Origin of the sequence: Bradyrhizobium macuxiense (genome assembly GCF_001542415.1) — a bacterium.
GTDB classification, from domain to species: Bacteria; Pseudomonadota; Alphaproteobacteria; order Rhizobiales; family Xanthobacteraceae; genus Bradyrhizobium; species Bradyrhizobium macuxiense.
In genome coordinates this window covers 200,893-218,303 of the sequence record NZ_LNCU01000036.1, presented here as the reverse complement: position 1 = coordinate 218,303, position 17,411 = coordinate 200,893, and the positions used below count along the sequence as shown (strand labels likewise).

The 17,411-nt window shown below is 63.6% G+C and carries 16 protein-coding genes; 4 read left to right on the top strand and 12 right to left on the bottom strand.

All coding sequences use genetic code 11. The annotated features are described in order from the left end of the window. Window positions 1-83: 83 nt before the first annotated feature. Genes AS156_RS10460 through AS156_RS10450 form a run of 3 tightly spaced genes read left to right on the top strand, consistent with a single transcriptional unit; the run spans window position 84 to window position 4,906 of the window. Window positions 84-1,247, top strand: a complete 1,164-nt coding sequence (locus tag AS156_RS10460; protein ID WP_066503451.1) for an acyl-CoA dehydrogenase family protein — start codon at window positions 84-86, stop codon at window positions 1,245-1,247. Between the two features lie 9 nt (window positions 1,248-1,256). Beyond that, a complete protein-coding gene (locus tag AS156_RS10455; protein WP_066503450.1) occupies window positions 1,257-2,864 on the top strand; it encodes a carboxyl transferase domain-containing protein in 1,608 nt (535 codons plus the stop codon). An 11-nt stretch (window positions 2,865-2,875) separates the two neighbouring features. After that, a complete protein-coding gene (locus tag AS156_RS10450) occupies window positions 2,876-4,906 on the top strand; it encodes an acetyl/propionyl/methylcrotonyl-CoA carboxylase subunit alpha (protein ID WP_201456024.1) in 2,031 nt (676 codons plus the stop codon). Here AS156_RS10450 and AS156_RS10445 read toward each other — a convergent pair. The 6 genes from AS156_RS10445 to AS156_RS10420 are packed head-to-tail and all read right to left on the bottom strand — an operon-like array spanning window position 4,901 to window position 10,314. Further along, window positions 4,901-5,095: a hypothetical protein gene (locus tag AS156_RS10445; RefSeq protein ID WP_066503448.1), complete on the bottom strand. Its 195-nt coding sequence runs from the start codon at window positions 5,093-5,095 to the stop codon at window positions 4,901-4,903. The two genes, AS156_RS10450 and AS156_RS10445, sit on opposite strands and share 6 nt — an antisense overlap. 17 nt (window positions 5,096-5,112) lie before the next feature. Then, window positions 5,113-6,384 carry a CaiB/BaiF CoA transferase family protein gene (locus AS156_RS10440; protein WP_066503446.1) on the bottom strand — a complete coding sequence of 424 codons (1,272 nt, stop codon included), beginning with the start codon at window positions 6,382-6,384 and terminating at the stop codon, window positions 5,113-5,115. Window position 6,385: 1 nt separating this feature from the next. Further along, window positions 6,386-7,123, bottom strand: a complete 738-nt coding sequence (locus tag AS156_RS10435; protein WP_066503444.1) for a glutathione S-transferase C-terminal domain-containing protein — start codon at window positions 7,121-7,123, stop codon at window positions 6,386-6,388. A gap of 17 nt (window positions 7,124-7,140) precedes the next feature. After that, the gene (locus tag AS156_RS10430) at window positions 7,141-7,758 is read right to left on the bottom strand and encodes a DsbA family protein (protein WP_082747414.1); all 618 of its coding nucleotides are present in this window, start codon (window positions 7,756-7,758) and stop codon (window positions 7,141-7,143) included. 17 nt (window positions 7,759-7,775) lie between these two features. Then, window positions 7,776-9,002, bottom strand: a complete 1,227-nt coding sequence (locus tag AS156_RS10425; protein WP_066503442.1) for an ABC transporter substrate-binding protein — start codon at window positions 9,000-9,002, stop codon at window positions 7,776-7,778. Window positions 9,003-9,060: 58 nt separating this feature from the next. Then, window positions 9,061-10,314: a CaiB/BaiF CoA transferase family protein gene (locus AS156_RS10420; protein WP_066503440.1), complete on the bottom strand. Its 1,254-nt coding sequence runs from the start codon at window positions 10,312-10,314 to the stop codon at window positions 9,061-9,063. Window positions 10,315-10,418: 104 nt separating this feature from the next. Here AS156_RS10420 and AS156_RS10415 point away from each other — a divergent pair, with 104 nt between their 5' ends. After that, complete coding sequence (locus AS156_RS10415; RefSeq protein ID WP_160331072.1) at window positions 10,419-11,339, top strand: LysR family transcriptional regulator; 921 nt, start codon at window positions 10,419-10,421, stop codon at window positions 11,337-11,339. A gap of 23 nt (window positions 11,340-11,362) precedes the next feature. Here the strand turns inward: AS156_RS10415 and AS156_RS10410 are convergent, their stop codons facing one another. From AS156_RS10410 to AS156_RS10385, 6 genes are all read right to left on the bottom strand, one after another. Further along, window positions 11,363-12,460, bottom strand: coding sequence for an ABC transporter ATP-binding protein (locus AS156_RS10410; RefSeq protein ID WP_066503521.1), 1,098 nt, complete (start codon window positions 12,458-12,460; stop codon window positions 11,363-11,365). Window positions 12,461-12,557: 97 nt separating this feature from the next. Further along, a complete protein-coding gene (locus AS156_RS10405; RefSeq protein WP_066503434.1) occupies window positions 12,558-14,018 on the bottom strand; it encodes an extracellular solute-binding protein in 1,461 nt (486 codons plus the stop codon). A 27-nt stretch (window positions 14,019-14,045) separates the two neighbouring features. Then, on the bottom strand, window positions 14,046-15,083 hold the full coding sequence (locus AS156_RS10400) for a carbohydrate ABC transporter permease (protein WP_136626123.1): 1,038 nt from the start codon (window positions 15,081-15,083) through the stop codon (window positions 14,046-14,048). Continuing rightward, complete coding sequence (locus AS156_RS10395) at window positions 15,080-15,955, bottom strand: carbohydrate ABC transporter permease (protein WP_066503518.1); 876 nt, start codon at window positions 15,953-15,955, stop codon at window positions 15,080-15,082. Before AS156_RS10395 ends, AS156_RS10400 begins: the two co-directional genes overlap by 4 nt. Before the next feature lie 8 nt (window positions 15,956-15,963). After that, window positions 15,964-16,887 (bottom strand): ribokinase, encoded by a 924-nt coding sequence (rbsK, locus tag AS156_RS10390; protein WP_066503430.1) that lies wholly within the window; start codon window positions 16,885-16,887, stop codon window positions 15,964-15,966. 4 nt (window positions 16,888-16,891) lie between these two features. Next, on the bottom strand, window positions 16,892-17,347 hold the full coding sequence (locus AS156_RS10385) for an RbsD/FucU family protein (RefSeq protein ID WP_066503428.1): 456 nt from the start codon (window positions 17,345-17,347) through the stop codon (window positions 16,892-16,894). Window positions 17,348-17,411 lie beyond the last annotated feature (64 nt).

Sequence of the window (17,411 nt, the reverse complement as noted above, 5' to 3'; positions counted from 1 at the left end):
ATTTTGTCATTGAAGTCGACGGCCCCGCCGCCTAAGAATGATCGTGCCGATCAGTACGTCGACGTGCCGTCTAGGGAGGACGCATGGACTTCGATCTCACGCAGGAGCAGCGGCAGGTTCTCGACTATGGCGACGCGATCGCCCGGAAGTTCGACCGCAAATACTGGATGGAATGCGCCGAGAAGCGCGTCTTCCCCGAAGCCCTCTATCGGCAGATCGCGGAGGACGGCTTTGTCGGAACCATGGTGCCGGAGGAATATGGCGGCGCCGGCCAGGGCATGGTGGAGATGCACCTGTTTCTCGAAGGTCTCTCCAACAACGGCATCCCGCTATTGAACCTCGTCGTCGGTGCCGCGATGAGCCTCGGCTTTATCGCCAAGTACGGCTCCGAGGCCCAGAAGAGGCGCTATCTGCCCGATGCATGCCGGGGCAACACCCGCTTCTGCTTCGCGATCACCGAGCCTGATGCGGGCACCAACACCATCCGCACCGCAACTGTCGCGAAACGGCGCAGCAACCGCTTTGCACTGAGCGGACAGAAAACCTTCATCACCGACGCCGACGGCTCGGACTATGCGCTGGTCGTGGCCCGCACCACGCCGCACACAGAAGTGCAGCGCAAGACGGAAGGCTTCACGCTCTTCATCGTCAACCTGAAGGCCAAGGGCGTCCAGAAGCAGTACATCCCCGTGAGCATCCCCGCGCCCGAGACCCAATGGCAGTTGTTCTTCGACGAGGTCGAACTCGGCCCGGAGGACGTCGTCGGCGAAATCGACAAGGGTTTTGGCATCCTGTTCAAGAGCCTCAATCCCGAGCGCATCCTGGTCGGCTCGATCTGCTGCGGCCTTGGGCGCTATGCGCTCAACCGCGCCGTCGCCTACACAAGCGAACGCAAGGTCTTTAACGATGTGCCGATCGGTGCGTATCAGGGCCTGCAGCATCCGCTCGCGAGTGCGCGCACCGATGTCGAGCTGGCCTCGCTGATGACGCTGAAGGCGGCATGGACTTTCGATCAAGGCCGCGAAGCCGGCGAGTTCGCCAACATGGCCAAGCTCGCCGCAGCAGATGCCGGCATCAAGGCCGTGGATACCGCAATCCAGTGCCACGGCGGCAACGGCTTCACCAAGGAATATGGCATCTTCGACCTCTACCCATTCGTGCGTCTGCTGAAGACCGCGCCGTTGAATCGGGAGATGATCCTCAACTATATCGGCGAGCACGTCATGGGCTTGCCGCGCAGCTATTAGGACCCGTCCATGACAATGATGAAGTCAGATGTAGCTGTCGGCAGCGAGGAATATCGCCGCAACCGGCAGGCCTACGAGGCGCGGATCGCCGATCTCTACCGGCGCCGCGCCGAGGCAGCGCTCGGCGGCCCCGAGCGCGCGCGGCGACTGCACAAGGAACGCAATCAGCTGCTGCCGCGGGAGCGGATCGCCGCGCTGATCGATCCGGGATCGCCGTTTTTCGAGTTCTGCCAGCTCGCCGGCGAAGGGATGTATGAGGGTGTGCCGCCGGGTGGCAGCATCATCACCGGCGTCGGCATCATCAAGGGTCGCCCTTGCATGATCATCGCCAATGAGCCGACCGTGAAGGGCGGCACCTATTACGGCATCACCTGCAAGAAGCACGTCCGCGCCCAGCGCTTTGCCTGGCAGCATCGCCTGCCCTGCATCACCATGGTGCAATCGGGTGGCGCCAACCTGCCCGATCAGCCGAACATCTTTCCCGACGAGGGACAGTTCGGCTCGATCTTCTACAACCAGATTCGGATGTCCGGCGAAGGAATCGCGCAGATCGCGATCGTCCACGGCCCCTCGACGGCGGGCGGCGCGTATATGCCCGCGCTGTGCGATGAAACCGTGATCGTGCGCAATCAGGGCGCGATGTTCCTCGGCGGCCCGCAGCTGGTCTATGCCGCAACCCGCGAAGAGGTCGGTATCGAGGAGCTCGGCGGCGGCGAGATGCACAGCCGCATCAGCGGCGTCACCGATCACCTGGCCGAGAATGACGGGCACGCCGTCGCGATCACCCGCGACATTGTGGCCAATTTGGGTGAAATCCCGGCGCAGCGCCGGACAGTAGCGCCGACACGCGAGCCGGCGTTCGACCCGAAGGAGATTTACGGCCTGATCAGCTCCGATCCCCGCATCCCCACCAGCAATCGCGACATTCTCGCACGCCTGGTCGACGGCAGCGAATTCCACGAGTTCAAGCCACTCTATGGCGACACCCTGATCACAGGGTTCGCCAAGATCATGGGCTTCGAGGTCGGCATTCTCTGCAACAACGGCGTGCTGTTTTCCGAAAGCGCACTGAAGGCGACGCACTTCATCGATCTCTGCTGCAAGCGCGACATTCCGCTGCTGTTCATCGCAGATGTCACCGGGTTCATGGTCGGCCGCGAGGCGGAGGAAGGCGGCATCTCCAAGGACGGGGCCAAGATGATCACGGCGATGGCGAGCGCCAACGTGCCGAAATACACCCTGATCATCGGCAACGCCTATGGCGCCGGCTATCTCGCAATGTGCGGCCGCGCCTTCAAGCCCAACGCCATGATGATGTGGCCGAACGGTCGCTCGGCCATCATGGGGCCGGATCAAGCCGCCACCACACTCGCGATGGTCCGCGACGAGGTTCACAAGCGCGAGGGTACCAGCTGGACCGAGGCGGAGCGCGAAGCCTACATGGCGCCGACCCGCAAGACATTCGAGGAATTCGCCAACGCTTACAATTTCGCGCGCAACACCTGGTGCGACATGGTGATCGACCCGCTGGAAACGCGTCAGGTGATGAGCCTGCTGCTCGATCTTGCCGGCCGCTTGCCGCCTCAGCCGACGAATTTCGGCGTGCTCCGGATGTAATGGGAGGCCCTGTGTTCAAGAAGATCCTGATCGCCAATCGCGGTGAGATCGCATGCCGGATCGCCCGCACCTGCAGGCGGCTCGGCATCGCCGTTGCCGGTGTCCATTCTTCCGCGGACGCCGGTTCTCTCGCTGTCAAGCTGATCGGCGAGTCCGTGGAGATCGGCGACGCGCCGGCGGCCGAAAGCTATCTCAACATTGAAGCTGTCATCGCCGCGGCCCGAGCCACCGGCGCGGAGGCCATACACCCAGGTTTTGGCTTCCTCGCGGAAAACGCCGCTTTCGCCCGCGCGGTGGAGGCCGCCGGTTTGATCTTCATCGGCCCCACACCGGAGACGATCGAACGGCTCGGCGACAAGGCCTCCGCCAAGGCCGAAGCGTCAGCCGCTGATGTGCCGACCGTCCCGGGCAGCACAGCGCTAAGCGAAGATCCGAGCGAGATCGCGCGGATCGTCAGAGAACTCGGTCTTCCCGTCATGCTCAAGGCTGCGGCCGGCGGCGGCGGCAAGGGTATGCGCGCGATCACGTCGCTGGACCGGCTCGACGAGGAGATCGAGTCCGCCATGCGCGAGGCCAAGAATGCCTTTGGCCATGCCGGCCTCATTGTCGAGAAGCTGGTCCAGCGCGGCCGGCACATCGAGGTGCAGATCGCTGGCGACGGCAAGGGCCGTGTGGTCCACGTGTTCGAGCGCGAGTGCTCACTGCAGCGCCGCCATCAGAAACTGATCGAGGAAGCGCCGGCCGCCAACCTCCCCGATCCGATCCGCAAAGGCATCTTGGCCGACGCGGTCCGCCTAGGCCAACGCCTGAAATATCGCGGCGTCGGTACCGTCGAGTTCATTGTCAGCGGCGACAGCTACTATTTCCTCGAAGTCAATCCACGCTTGCAGGTGGAGCATCCCGTCACGGAAATGGTGACCGGCGTCGACATCGTCGAGCTCATGCTCCGGATCGCGGCTGGCGAAGGGCTGCCCTTCACGCAGGATCAGGTCCGTCTCCGCGGCCACGCAGTCGAAGCGCGCCTCTGCGCCGAGGATCCTGACAATGGCTTCTTGCCGGCGACCGGCGAGCTCGCCCATGTCCAGTTTCCGGACGGCAACATCCGCGTCGAGACCGGAATCGAGACCGGCTCGGTGGTTACGCCGCACTACGATTCGATGCTGGCCAAGCTGATTTCCCATGCGGACACGCGCGACGCAGCGCTTGACCGGCTGGCAACGGCATTGGACGACACATCGGTCCTTGGCCTAACGACGAACCGGGACTTTCTCAGGCGCCTGATTGCCCTGCCCTCGACGCGGACGGCCACATTCCATACCCGCCTGATCGACGACGATATTGAGTTTCTCACGGCAAAGAACCGGGCGCTCGACGTCGAAGCGCTGGCGATGGCGGCCTGCTTCTGGCTGCTGCAGAGCCGCCCGACTGCTTCGACCGATCCCTGGCAGATGCGGCAGCTCACCGGATGGCAGATGAGATCGGGCGACGACGGGCTGTCGCCAATTCCGATCCTGCACCTCGAGAGCGGGAGCGCGAAAGCGGAGATTCGCTTTGCTCCGCTTGCTCCCGACGGCTCAATGCTGATTGGCATCGATGACGCACGCATCCGCGTCAGGCTGACCAGCCTCGGAGACCACGTGTTCTCGGCTGTGACCGGATCGCAGCACCGGACCGTTCGCATCCAGCAGCAGGACCAGACGATCTTCGTTCAGGACCGACCGAAGCACCACGCGATGACGGCGATGCCCTATCTCGGCTACATCAGCGCGACAGCCGAGGTCAGCGGCGAGTTGCGAGCGCCGATGACCGGCGTGGTTCTGAACGTCAATGTTGCCGTCGGCGATCCCGTGAAGGCGGGCGATGCGGTGGTCGTAATGGAATCCATGAAGATGGAATTTCGCCCCGCCAGCAAGGTCGACGGCATCGTGAGCGCAATTCACGTCAAGGCTGGCGATACGGTCGAGCGCAATGCCGTGGTCGCAGTTGTCGATGCCGAGCAGGTTGTGCCAGCGGTCGACCGGACCGCGGGCGGCGCGTCATAATATCTGGCTCGCCACCGCCATGATCGACGCAAAGTCGGCCCAATCGCGGGTCTGGCTCAGATCGTCCCATAGCGGCTGCTTGCGTTGCGGCCGCAACAGGATGTTGCCGTAACCACGCAACGACTGCGGATGACTTCCCGCGCCCGAAACTCCGGCTAAGTTGTCGCACCGCCCTCGCTGGTCATCCATGGCACCCTCGCTCGCGATCAGGCGATGCGGCGCTGTTGCCTTTCCGCGCGCAAGTCGCGATCCTGCACCAGGATGTTCTCGGCATAGAGCTGATCGATCTCCTGGCCGGTTAGCCCAAGCTCGCCCAAGATCTCCTCATTGTGTTCGCCGAGAAGATCGGCCTTGAGGTCAGGGCATGGCTCCCAGTCCGAGAAGCGCGTCGGTCCGCCCGGGATGGCGAACCTGCCGATCTGCGGGTCGTTCACATAGCGAACCGTGCCGCGCTCGACCAGATGCGGCTGGGCCATCGCATCATTCAAGGTCAGCACCGGCGCGCACGGAATCCGTTCCTTCTCGAGTGCGGCAACGGCCGCCTCGCGGGATGGAAAGGTCTTGAGCCAGGTCTCGACGATCTCGCCCACCATCACCCTGTTGTCTGCGCGGGCGCGGGCAGACTCGAATCGCGGATCCTTCTCGAGTTCCGGCCGCCCCAGCGCACGAACCATCTGCGGCCATTGATGCGCCAGCGCGCAGATCACGAGAAACTCTCCGCGCCCGCAATCGAACACGCCGACAGGCCCGCCGTTCGGGTGCAAGGACCCTTCCCGCTGGGGTACAAAGGAATCCCCTCGCAAGGCGACCTTCGGCACGTTCGCCTCATGCATGTGAAAATAGGTATCGAGCAAGGTGGCTTCGATGAATTGTCCCTCCCCCGTACGTTCGCGGTGCAGGAGCGCAAAGCCCACCGACATCGCCGCGGCGACACCGGTCGATACGTCTCCGATCGCGACCGGGACCTGCGCCGGCTTGCCCTCGGGATCGCCGATGACTCCGGTGATTCCGGAGAACGCCTGCGCGATGTAGTCGAAGCCGGGCTTGTCGCTCAACGGCCCTGTCTGACCCGCGAAGGAGATCGAGCACATGATCAACCGCGGATTGATTTTCTTCAGCGCTTCGTAACCGAGACCGGCGCGCTCCATCACGCCGGGCGTAAAATTCTCGACCAGGACGTCGGTCTTGGCTGCCAGCCGGGTCAGGATCTGGCGGCTCTTCTCGCTCTTGAAATCGAGCGCCAGGCTTCGCTTCGAGTGGTTCTGCTGGAAGAAATAGGTGCTCTGCGATGTGTTCTTGTAGGCGGGATCGCGCGGCTTGAGACCCTGGAACCGCGATCGATCGCCGAATGGCGCCAGCTCGATCTTGATGACGTCGGCGCCGGCCTCTGCCAGAAGGCGCGTGCAGGTCGGCCCTGCGACGAACTGGGTGATATCGAGGACGCGATAGCCGGTGAGCATCTTCGGAGGCAGTGTCATCTCAATTGTCCAATCGTTGCGTTTCTGACGCTTCGACGGGCCGGTCCGCTGCCACCGGCCTCGTTCCAAACAAATGTTCCCGCGCCCGGTCGTCGAGCGTCTTGCGAACCGCGCGCCGGCCGACCTCGAGGCCTTTCTGCAGCAGCGGCCGTGCTCGCAGCTCCGCATACCAGCGCCTGACGTGCACGAACTCGTCCAGCGTGAAACCCTGCGCCTTGTGGGTCATCACCCAGGGAAAGCAGGCGATGTCGGCGATCGAGTAGTCATCGCCTGCGACGTAGCTGCCGGTTTCGCCCAGCCGATCGTCGAGCACGCCATAGAGCCGGCGCGCCTCGCTGCGGTAGCGTTCGATCGCGTACGGGATCCTGGTTGGGGCATAGAGCGAGAAGTGCCCGTTCTGGCCGAGCATCGGTCCAAGCGCGCTCATCTGCCACATCAGCCATTGCAGCATGCAATGGCGCCCGCGCAGATCGCACGGAACGAAGCGCAAGGTCTTCTCCGCGAGGTAGAGCAGAATCGCTCCGGATTCGGCGATCGCGAGAGGATCTCCTCCCTCCGGCGGATCCCTGTCGACAATGACGGGAATCCGCCGGTTGAGATTGAGGCTCCCGAATTCCGGCTTGAACTGGTCACCACGGGTGATGTTGACCGGCACGACCGTGTACGGCAGCTCGCACTCCTCGAGCATGATCGAGACCTTCCAGCCATTCGGCGTCGGCGCGAAATGAAGATCGATCATCGGGATCTCCGCGCCGCTCAGGCCGGCTGCTTTTCGCAAGCAAGCGAAAGGCCGACCTCCTGAAGCCGCCGCTCGAGCATCGGCACCCTGTCGTTGCCCCAGAACTGCTCGCCGCGGAAGACGCAGATTGGAACACCGAAGATATGATCCTGCTGGCTTTCCTGCTGCGCCTCTTCATACTCGCGCCGGCCATCGCCTTCGAGATAGGCGAGATACTCGGAGCCGGACATGCCGAGCGACTCGATGAAGCGCTCGACCGCGTCGACCTCGTCGACCGCGAGTTCGCGGCGGAAGAACAGCTCGTAGACCAGACGGCTGTATTCGATCAGACGTCCCTGCTTCTCCGCAAACAGGCCGCCGATCAGCGCCGGTGCGGTGTCGAAGATCTTCAAGGGACCGCGGATGATCTTCTTGTCGCCGCGTTCGTTTGCGCTGCGCCGCGCATCCATGTAGGAATACTTGACCTTGTATTCCGAATAGACGCTACGCTGGCCGGAGCCCTTGATCCGGAGCTGGAAGGGGCGCCATTGCACCTTGATGTTGTACCGGTTCTCCAGCTCGAACACCGGGTCGAACGCAAGCCAAGCGTAAGGGCTCTTGTAGTCGGAGTACATCTTGAGAATTTCGCGAGACATTGTCTCTCCTTTCGATCTCACTGTGACTGAGCGACGAGCGGGCACTGGCTTTCCGAGAGCGGTTGTGCTGCTTCGGACGCCGGTATGACCTTCTCGATGGTGTAGTAGTCCCAGGGCTTCTTGACCCCGCCCGGGGCCTTGATGCTGGCCATGTAGAACGGATGCATCAGCCATCCGTCAGCGCGCACGGCGCCGTTCTGCACATACATATCGTTGACCGGCAGCTTCCTGATCTCGTCGGCGACCTTCAGCCCGTCCAGGCTGTTGGCGGCAGCCACGGCCTTGAGGTAGTGCAGCGTGCCTGAATAGACCGCGGCCTGGTCCATAGTCGGCATCGCCTGGTGCTGCTTGAAGAAGCGTTCCGACCAGGCGCGGGTTTCGGCCGTGCGATCCCAATAGAACGGCGTCGCGAAGGTCAGCCCCTGTACGTTGGCAATTCCCAGCGCGTGCACGTTGGTGATGTAGGTCAGCGGCACGACGATGAGCTGGCCGCCTTCGGCGATGCCGAATTCCTTCGCCTGCTTCAGAGCGTTGGTCGTGTCCTCAGCAGCCGAAATCAGCCAGATCACCTTGGCCTTCGACGACACCGCCTGCAGCAGGAACGAGCTGAAGTCGGGATTGTTCTGCGGGAAGCGCACCGAGCCCAGCACCTTTCCGCCAGCCGCCTTGATCGCGCCCGCGGCAGCGTCCTCCATCGCCTTGCCAAAGGAATAGTCGGCCGAGAGGAAGAAGAAGGTGTCGAGCCCGCGCTCGATCAGCGGCTTCGGCAACGGCGCCGAGATCGCATAGGCATTCAGCGACCACGAGAATGCGGTGGGTGCGCAGGCCTGCTGGGTGATCGCGGGGCTGCCGGTGACACCGTGAATCACGATCTTGTTGCGCGCCCGCGCCAATTCCTGGACGGCGAGCGCCACCGCGGATTGCGCCACGTCGACGATCACGTCGGCGCCCCCATTGTCGAACCAGTTGCGGGCAATCGCTGCTCCGACGTCGGGCTTCGCCTGGTGATCGCCGGAGACGACCTCGATCGGGCGCCCAAGCACCTTGCCGCCGAAATCCTCAACCGCCATCTTCGCCGCAAGCACCGATCCCGGCCCCATGATGTCCCGGTACATGCCCGACATGTCGGTGAGCACCCCGATCTTGACCGGCGGTGGCGTATCCTCGGCATGGGCCGGCAGCGCAATCGCACCTCCGATCAGCGACACGGCCGTTGCAAATATGACGTCTCGTTTCCTTCTCATGATCGTCCTCGACGTTTCCCCGTTTGGGGACGGCATGCATGTGCCGCCCTTGGTTGCTTCAGATGATCTGCCGAGCCTTGAGATCGTCGAGCCTCCGTCCCGACAGGCCGAGCAGACCGCCATAGATCTCCTCGTTGTTCTGGCCGAGCGTCGGCGCCGGGGCCGTGTATCCCTTGTGCGTACGCCCCATCTTGATCGGGAAGCCTGCACCGACGACCCGCTGATCCAACGTCTCCGTCGGGTGGTCGACCGCCTGCAGCATGTCTCGCGCGCCCAGATGCTCCCAGGCGAGGATGTCGTCGATGTCACGAATGGGGCTGGCGGCCACGTCGCCACGATTGAGCGCGTCGATCGCCTCGGCCGTGGTCCGAAGCGACGTCCATTCGGTGACGATGGCGTCGATGGTGGCATTGTTGCCGACGCGCCAACCGGTGTTCATGAACTTCTCGTCTTGCACCAAATCCAGCCGGTCCATCACTCGCAGAAGTGCCAGCCAGTCCTCGTTCGTGGCGGCACCGAGCGCGATCGCGCCGTCGCGCGTCGAATAGGTGTTGAACGGCGAAAACCGCATGATGCGATTGCCCTGGCGCGGCGCCATTCCGATCTGTCCGTAGCAATCCAGCGGTTCGTCGAGCACCAGTGACAGCATGCAGTCGGCCATCGAGACGTCGACGAACTGGCCCTGCCCGGATATGCGCTGCTCGGTCAGCGCGGCGAGGATGCCGGAGACGGCAAAGGCTCCCGTGATCCCGTCCGCAAGTGCGGTGCCCGCCTTGCTCGGGCCCCCGCCCGGAGCGCCGGTGATGGACATCAGGCCGGCCGCGGCCTGGATCATCAGGTCGTAGGCCTTGAGGCGCCGATCGGCGCCGGTCGAGCCATAGCCGGTGAGCGCACAGTGAATGATCGCGGGGTTGACCTGCCGGTTTGTCTCGTAGTCGATTCCGAGCCGCTCCGCCGCGCCGGGACGCAGATTCTCAACCAGGATGTCCGACTTGCGCAGTAGCGCATGGAAGAGCTCCATGCCCTCGGGCGTGCGCATGTTCAACGTGATCGACTTCTTGTCGCGGCAACGCTTGAGATAAGCGAGACCGAGATCGCTGTCATGACGACGGTCCAGCGAGACGCCGTCCTTTCCGAGGAACGGCGGGCCCGTCATGGTGGGATCCCCCTGCTCGGGTCCGTCGATACGAATGACCTCCGCACCGAAGCCCGCCAGCATCAGGGTCGCGAACGGACCGGAATAAAAGCGTGTGAGATCGAGCACCCGGATGCCTTGCAGCGCGCCCTGCTTCGTCGTCTGGCTCTCTGTCATCCGGCGTTCCCTTACTCGTTTTTGTCCTCTTCATCGTTGACGTCGGCTGCATTGAGGTCAAATATTTTCCGATCCGGATTATTGATGCAGAAATGGAATGGATCATGCGTCGCCCACGGCAGTTCGAGGTCAGCCTCAAACATCTTCGCGCCGCCAATTCAGTTGCGGTGTATGGAAGCTTCACGGCGGCCGCGGCCGACCTCGGCATGACGCAGTCCGCGGTCAGCCGGCTGGTGCTTCAACTCGAGAGACAGCTCGGCGTCTCGCTGTTCCTGCGATCGACGCGCAACGTGATTCTGACGGCACCCGGCCGCGAATTCACGGCGTCGACCCAACGCCTGCTCGACGATCTTGGCACCCAGGTCGACAACGCGCGCGCGCTCGGCGGACAGATCAAGGGACGATTGATCATCTCCTGCCTGCTATCGCTCACCCATCATGTGGTGCCGGAGGCCGTGCTGAAATACAGGAAGGCGCATCCCGGGGTCGAAATCTACCTGCGCGAAGGGCTCGGCAGCGAGGTCTATGAGGACGTCCGGAGTGGACTCGCCGATTTCGCCGTCGGCAACGTCACCGGGCTCGGCCAGGAGGTGGTCGCCGACGATACGGTGCAGGAGTCCTGCTTCGCCATCCTGCCGTCGCGGCATCCGCTTTGCGGCAAGGCCACGCTCGGTCTTCGCGAGCTTCGCAACGAAGTTTTCGTTTCGCTTCCGACCGGGTCCGGCCTGCGAAAGCAGATCGACAGCGTCGCGACCGCCAACGGCATCGTGCTCAAGCACAGTACCGTCGTCGAACAGTTCGGCACCCTGTTCGATTTCGTCGCGGCCAATGTCGGCATCTCGATCGTTCCGGCATCGGCGCTGCCGCCCCGCGCCCCGCGCGGCGTCGTCGTCAAGCGGCTGGTCTCGCCGACGCTGGTGCGCCGGATCGGGATCCTGCGGCTGAAGAATCGCGCGTTGACGCCGGCCGCGACCGGCTTCCTCGACATCTTCCGCCCGCTGTTCATGAGCGCGTCGCGCCGATAGGCCGACGGCTGCCACACGGGCAATCAGGCCGCGCCGATCGCCTGCCCTGACGCGCGGTCGAAAAGATGCGTGCGGTCGAGATCGAGCCCCACGTCAAAGGGCCGGTCCGGCTCCGCGGCCACACCGACCTGCATTTGCGCCGTGAACGGAAAGGCACCGACATTGCCGATCACCAGCGTATGCGGCCCCAGCGGCTCGACATCCTTCACGATCATGCGGACGGAGCTGCCCGCCGGCGCCGCCTGGTGAACCACATGGTCGGGCCGCACGCCCAACACCACGGGCTTGCCGACGCTGCGGCCATAGGCCGCCTCGCGCGATTTCGGCAATGTCAACGCCGTCCCCGACGGCTCGGTGAAGACCAGCGCGCCGTCGCGGGCGACGATCTCGCCATGGATGAAGTTCATGCTGGGTGCGCCGATGAAACCTGCGACAAAGAGATTTCGCGGCTTCTCGTAGATCGTGATCGGATCGGCGGCCTGCTCGATCCGGCCGCGGTTCATCACCACGACGCGATCGGCCATGGTCATGGCCTCGACCTGGTCGTGCGTCACATAGACGATGGTCTTGGCGAGGCGACGATGCAACGCCTTGATCTCGGTGCGCATCTCGATCCGGAGCTTGGCATCGAGGTTGGACAGCGGCTCGTCGAATAGGAAGACATCAGGGCTGCGCACGATGGCGCGGCCGATCGCGACGCGCTGGCGCTGGCCGCCGGAGAGCTGCTTCGGACGCCGGTCGAGATACTGCTCGAGGTCGAGCACGCGCGCCACGTCCTTGACGGCCTTCTCGACGCTGGCGCGAGATTCACCCCGCACCTTCATGCCGTAACCGATGTTCTCGCCAACCGTCATATGCGGATAGAGCGCGTAGTTCTGGAACACCATCGCGCAATTGCGCAGGCCGGGGCGCAACTGCGTCACGTCGCGATTGCCGATCCGGATCGTCCCGCTGGTCACCGTCTCCAACCCCGCGATCATCCGTAATGTCGTTGTCTTGCCGCAGCCGGATGGGCCGACAAGCACGACGAACTCCTCGTCGGCCACGTTGAGATCGAGCCCCTCGATGATCTTGTAGGGCCCGTATGCCTTGCTGACGTTCTCGATCTCGACGTGCGCCATGGAGTCCTTTTTCCGCCTCTCGCCGACGGCCGTTGCAGCCGCCCGGATGACACTCACGCGCCATCCGGAAGGCTTCGATCATATGCCAGTTCTTCTGCTAGTTCTTGGGCGGCAGGCCCATCGCTGCCCGATAGGCGGCGAGTTGCTTGGCGCGGCCGAACTCGTCGGTCAGACGATTCCACTCCTTTGCCATCGCGTCGAGCGCCGCCTGCGGCGTGGTTTGGCCGGCGAGTGCCTTGCCGAGTTCGATCTCCACGACCTCGGTGTAGGAGAAATAGCCGGGCAGTCGCATGTCGAGCGCGACGTTCTTGGCGTTGATCGAGTCGGACTGCGCGCCGAGATATTCCTTGGCCTCTTCAGGCGTGAAGATCTTGCTCCACAGCTGCAGATTGGCGGTATGCGACTTGCGGTAGGGATTGACGCCGCTGCCGCCGGTGATCGCCGCCTGGCCCGAGACTTCCGGGCTGGTCAGCGTCTTGACGAAGTCCCAGGCTGCCTGCTGGTTCTTGCCGGCCTTCGGCACCGCGATCTGCCAGCCGCCGAACGCCATGAACGGCCCCGGCAACACGCTCGGGAACTTGTCCCACTTCTTGGTCTTGGCGTTCCAAATCTCATCCGAGCCGGGCAGCATCGCCGAACCGACCTTGCCCGAGATCTTCGACTGCTTGGGGTCGGCGGCGATGACGCCAGTGTCGCCCCATCCGATCGACTCCGCCACCTGGCCACCGGCCACGGCCGCGTTCACCTCGCCGAACGAGAAATTCAGCGCGTTCGGCGGTCCGAGCTTCGAGGCCCGGATGTATTCCTCCAGCCCCTTCACCCAACCCGGATTGTTGATCTGCGCGTCCATGGTCTCCGGATCGAAGAACATCGCGCCCGGATAATTCGGGTTGTTGGTGTAGGCCGCCGCGTGACTGAAGAAGAACCAGAACTGCTGGCCGCCGCGCCGGAATGCTTCCGCCGTCCCCCACAGCCCCTTGTCCGGACGCTGGAAAAACTCGGCGATGTCGAGATACTGTTTCCAGGTCTTCGGCGGCGCCAGGTCGTAACCGTACTTGGCCTTGAAGGCGTCCTTCTCCTTGGGATCGCTGAACAGGTCGGTGCGATAGGTGTAGGTGTGGACGTCGCCGTCCATCGACTGCGAGTAGATCTTGCCTTCCCACACCATCAGGCGCTCGCGATAGGCTGGCTCGATATCGTCCCAATCCTTGCCGGACTGCATCTCCTTGGGCATCTCGCTGAGATAGGGAACGAAGTCGGGGAGCCAGGCCGGCGCGAAGCTGACCAGATCGAACGTCGCATCGGATGCCGTCAGCGACGTCGCGATCTTCGGATACAGCTCCGACCATGGAAACTCGACGACATTGACCTTGCCGCAGGTCTTCTTGGTCCATTCATCAGCGCCGAGCTTGAGCGCGGACGCGATATAGGGTCCGGTTTGCGACGCCACCGTCAGGGTGACGCCGGTATAGTCAGGGCTGCAGGCCGCGTTGGCGTGACCGGCAACGCAAGCCGTCGCAAGTGTAGTGGCAAGCATCAGAAATGTTCGTCGCAACATCGTATGGTCCTCCCTAACTGAGTTTTCTTACTTGATGGCTCCGAGCAGCAGGCCCGACCGCATCATCCGGCTCAGCAGGCCCGCCATGATCATCATTGGAACGATGGCGACCAGCGCCGCGGCGGAAATCGCCCACCATTCATCACCGCGCTGGCTGTTCTGTCCCGCCACCAGAATGGGAAGCGTCTGCCACCTCGAATTGGTCAGGAACAGCGCGAACAGAAACTCGTTCCAGACGAAGGCCAGCGTGATCATGAAGGTCGCCAGCAGCCCGTTCATCGACATCGGCACCACGATGCCGAAGAAGATGCGCCAGCTCGGCACGTTGTCGACCATCGCGGCCTCTTCCACCTCGATCGGCACCGCCTCGAAGAAGTCCCGCATCAGCCAGACCACGATCGGCAGCGAGAATGCGACGTAGCACAGCGTCAGCCCGACATAGCTGTCGATCAGCTGGAATCCGAGCCGGCCGATCTCGCTATAGAGCAGGTAGAGCGCAAAGGCCGTGACAATGGGCGGGAACATGCGCTGGCTGACGAACCAGAACAGGATGTCTTCGTTGCCGAGGATCGGTCCGGGCAGAGGCAGGCGATTGGCCACGATCGCGACGACAAGCGCGATCGGGAACGCAAGCAGCAGCGCCTGCGGCCGGGTGAAGCCGAGCGTGTTGTTGAAGACCAGATAGCCGCCGAGCGCGAGCAGGAAGAAGGCAAAGCCTGCGCCGAGCCGAACCTTGAATTCGAACCGCACCAGCGCATAGGCCGCCATTGCACCAATCGTTGTCGCGATGGCCGCCGCCGACAGGCCGACGATGGTCGAGTTCAGGAATGTGCGGAAGAACTCGCCGCGGATCCCCTGATAGAGATCGATGAAGGGTTGCAAGGTCGGTGTGAAGTCGATGAACGGCAGGTAGGTCGGACCACCGACGACACCGGGCGGAGTCTTGAACGCCGTCACGACCACCCAATAGAGCGGAAACACTGTGACCAGGCACCAGGCGAGAACGCCGACAGCGACGAGGCGGCGGCTCCACAACGACAGTCCGGTCAGACCCTGCCCGCTCATCGGCGTTTCTCCAGATGCGGCCGCAGCAACGCCAGATAGGTGACGCCGATGATCGTGATCGCGATCAGGAAGAGGAAGCTCAGCGCCGACGTGTAGCCGAGATTGAACTTCTTGAAGCCTTCCTGATAGGCGAACAGCGTCAGCGTCTCGGTTTCCACGCCCGGTCCGCCGCCCGTCATCACGAAGACGGTATCCATGATCTTGTAGCTCTCGATCAGGCGGATGAAGACGACCGCCGCCGAGATCGGCAGCAGCATCGGGAACGTGATACCCCAGAACTGCTGCCAGGCGCTGGCGTTCTCGAGCTCGGCCGCCTCGTAGACATCCTCCGGCAGCGTCTGCAAGCCGGCCAGCATCATCAGGATCACGAACGGCGTCCACTGCCAGACCTCGACCGCGATGATACAGGCGAGCGCCCAATGTCCATTGGTGAGGAACGGCAGGTTGACCAGGCCGAACAGGCTGAGGAACTGGTTGAGAGGCCCCATCGTCGGGTTGAACATCATGCGCGCCACAAGCGCGACGGCAACCGGCGCAAGCAGCATCGGCAGCAGCAAAGCGACGCGAAACAGCCGCTCGCCCGGGACACGCGCGTTCAGCGCGAGCGCCACACTGAAACCGATTGCGTATTGCAGCCCGACTGCGATGAAGGCGATCAGCGTCGTCGTGAAGATCGCGTTCCAGAAGCGCGGCTCCTGCAGCAACATCGCATAGTTGCCGAGCCAGACCACTCGCGGCGGGATCGGCGGAATCAGCCGATAGCTGAGGAAGCTCGTGGTGAGCGAATAGATCAGCGGAAAGATCGAGATCGCCAGCACGACGAGCACCGCCGGCCAGATGAAGACATGCTTGATCGGATCATTCCGCATCATGGAGAGGATCACTCCCTCAACAGAGCTTCGATCTCCGCGCGCCGCGGCATCGAGGGCGCCGTCCCGGCTCGCGTTACCGAAATCCCGGCAGTCGCCGAACCGAAGCGCGCCGCCTCGAGTGGATCCGCGCCATCCGCCAGCGCAGCCGCGAAGCCGCCGACGAATGCGTCGCCCGCGCCCGTGGTTTCGACGACCTTGCCGGCGGCAAAGGGCGTCACATGCAGCGAGCAATCGCGTCCATGGAACAGCGCGCCGCGCTCACCGAGCGTGATCAGCGCCGTCCCGGCCCCCTTGGCCAGCAGAGCGTCACCCGCACGGCGGGCGCCGGCAAGATCGCTGACAGCGATGCCGGTCAATGCCTCAGCCTCGGTCTCGTTGGGGACGACATAGTCGCAGAGCGCAAACAGGCTCGCGTCGAACTTGATCGCCGGCGCAGGGTTGAACACCGTGATGCTGCCCGCGGCATGCGCGAGTTCGAGCCCGCGCCGTGCCGCATCCTCGGGCTGTTCGAGCTGAGTCACGAACACCTGGCTGCTCCGGATAGCATCGGCCGCCGCATCGACATCGGCCGGACTGAGGCCGCCGGCAGCTCCAGGCACCACGATGATCGCATTGTCGCCGCGCGTCTCGTGGACATAGATGAATGCCGCGCCGGTCGGCGCCTCGGCCGTCTTGGCCACGCGCGGCCGGATCCCCTCGGCTTCCCAGGTCTTGATCGCAAGGTCGCCGAAGGCATCGCTGCCGATCCGCGAGATGAAAGTCACGCCGGCGCCCGCGCGTGCCGCCGCAACGGCCTGGTTCGATCCCTTGCCGCCGGGGCCCATGGCAAATCCCGATCCGGCAATGGTCTCGCCGATCGCGGGCATGTTGCCGGCGCGGAAGGCGAGATCGACGACGAAGACGCCGAGGATGGCGACGCCGTTCCTGCTCATGGCATCACTCTCCGTCCGGTGCGATGACGCCCTTGCTGAACAGGAAGCAGCCGTAGAAGCGGCGCTCACCCGTCGCGATCACGCAATAGGCGCCCTTGGCCTTCTCATAGAAGGCGTGGCGCTCGACACCGACGAGCGGCCAGGACCGGCCCTCGGCGCGATCGATCTCGCCCTGCACCTCGCGCTGGACCGGCGGCACTTCCTGCGGCTGACCGACGATCTCCATCCGGATCGCCGCGTCATCGACGAAAGTATCGAGCGGCAGCACCGAGAGGACGGCCTCGACCGCCTTCGCGGCACTGACATTGTCGATGCGCAGCAGCCGGCCAAGAACGGTTTGGCGCGCAATAGAGTCGGCCGGAAAATTGGTGTCGCAGACGACCAGACGATCTCCATGCCCCATGGCACGCAACGCATAGAGCACGTCGGCATTCAGCAGCGGATTGATGCTCTTGAGCATATTGCCTCCCTCCCTTCCTCGAAATCGTCCGGACTCTGACGGTCCGGATCGCGTCTCGCCTCAT

What these genes read in the sequence shown, in the direction of transcription:
- AS156_RS10400 (WP_136626123.1), bottom strand. Translation starts at nt 15,083, where the DNA reads ATGAGCGGGCAGGGTCTGACCGGACTGTCGTTGTGGAGCCGCCGCCTC.
- AS156_RS10420 (WP_066503440.1), bottom strand. Translation starts at nt 10,314, where the DNA reads ATGACAGAGAGCCAGACGACGAAGCAGGGCGCGCTGCAAGGCATCCGG.
- AS156_RS10405 (WP_066503434.1), bottom strand. Translation starts at nt 14,018, where the DNA reads ATGTTGCGACGAACATTTCTGATGCTTGCCACTACACTTGCGACGGCT.
- rbsK (WP_066503430.1), bottom strand. Translation starts at nt 16,887, where the DNA reads ATGAGCAGGAACGGCGTCGCCATCCTCGGCGTCTTCGTCGTCGATCTC.
- AS156_RS10425 (WP_066503442.1), bottom strand. Translation starts at nt 9,002, where the DNA reads ATGAGAAGGAAACGAGACGTCATATTTGCAACGGCCGTGTCGCTGATC.
- AS156_RS10430 (WP_082747414.1), bottom strand. Translation starts at nt 7,758, where the DNA reads ATGTCTCGCGAAATTCTCAAGATGTACTCCGACTACAAGAGCCCTTAC.
- AS156_RS10415 (WP_160331072.1), top strand. Translation starts at nt 10,419, where the DNA reads ATGCGTCGCCCACGGCAGTTCGAGGTCAGCCTCAAACATCTTCGCGCC.
- AS156_RS10445 (WP_066503448.1), bottom strand. Translation starts at nt 5,095, where the DNA reads ATGGATGACCAGCGAGGGCGGTGCGACAACTTAGCCGGAGTTTCGGGC.
- AS156_RS10385 (WP_066503428.1), bottom strand. Translation starts at nt 17,347, where the DNA reads ATGCTCAAGAGCATCAATCCGCTGCTGAATGCCGACGTGCTCTATGCG.
- AS156_RS10435 (WP_066503444.1), bottom strand. Translation starts at nt 7,123, where the DNA reads ATGATCGATCTTCATTTCGCGCCGACGCCGAATGGCTGGAAGGTCTCG.
- AS156_RS10460 (WP_066503451.1), top strand. Translation starts at nt 84, where the DNA reads ATGGACTTCGATCTCACGCAGGAGCAGCGGCAGGTTCTCGACTATGGC.
- AS156_RS10395 (WP_066503518.1), bottom strand. Translation starts at nt 15,955, where the DNA reads ATGATGCGGAATGATCCGATCAAGCATGTCTTCATCTGGCCGGCGGTG.
- AS156_RS10410 (WP_066503521.1), bottom strand. Translation starts at nt 12,460, where the DNA reads ATGGCGCACGTCGAGATCGAGAACGTCAGCAAGGCATACGGGCCCTAC.
- AS156_RS10455 (WP_066503450.1), top strand. Translation starts at nt 1,257, where the DNA reads ATGACAATGATGAAGTCAGATGTAGCTGTCGGCAGCGAGGAATATCGC.
- AS156_RS10440 (WP_066503446.1), bottom strand. Translation starts at nt 6,384, where the DNA reads ATGACACTGCCTCCGAAGATGCTCACCGGCTATCGCGTCCTCGATATC.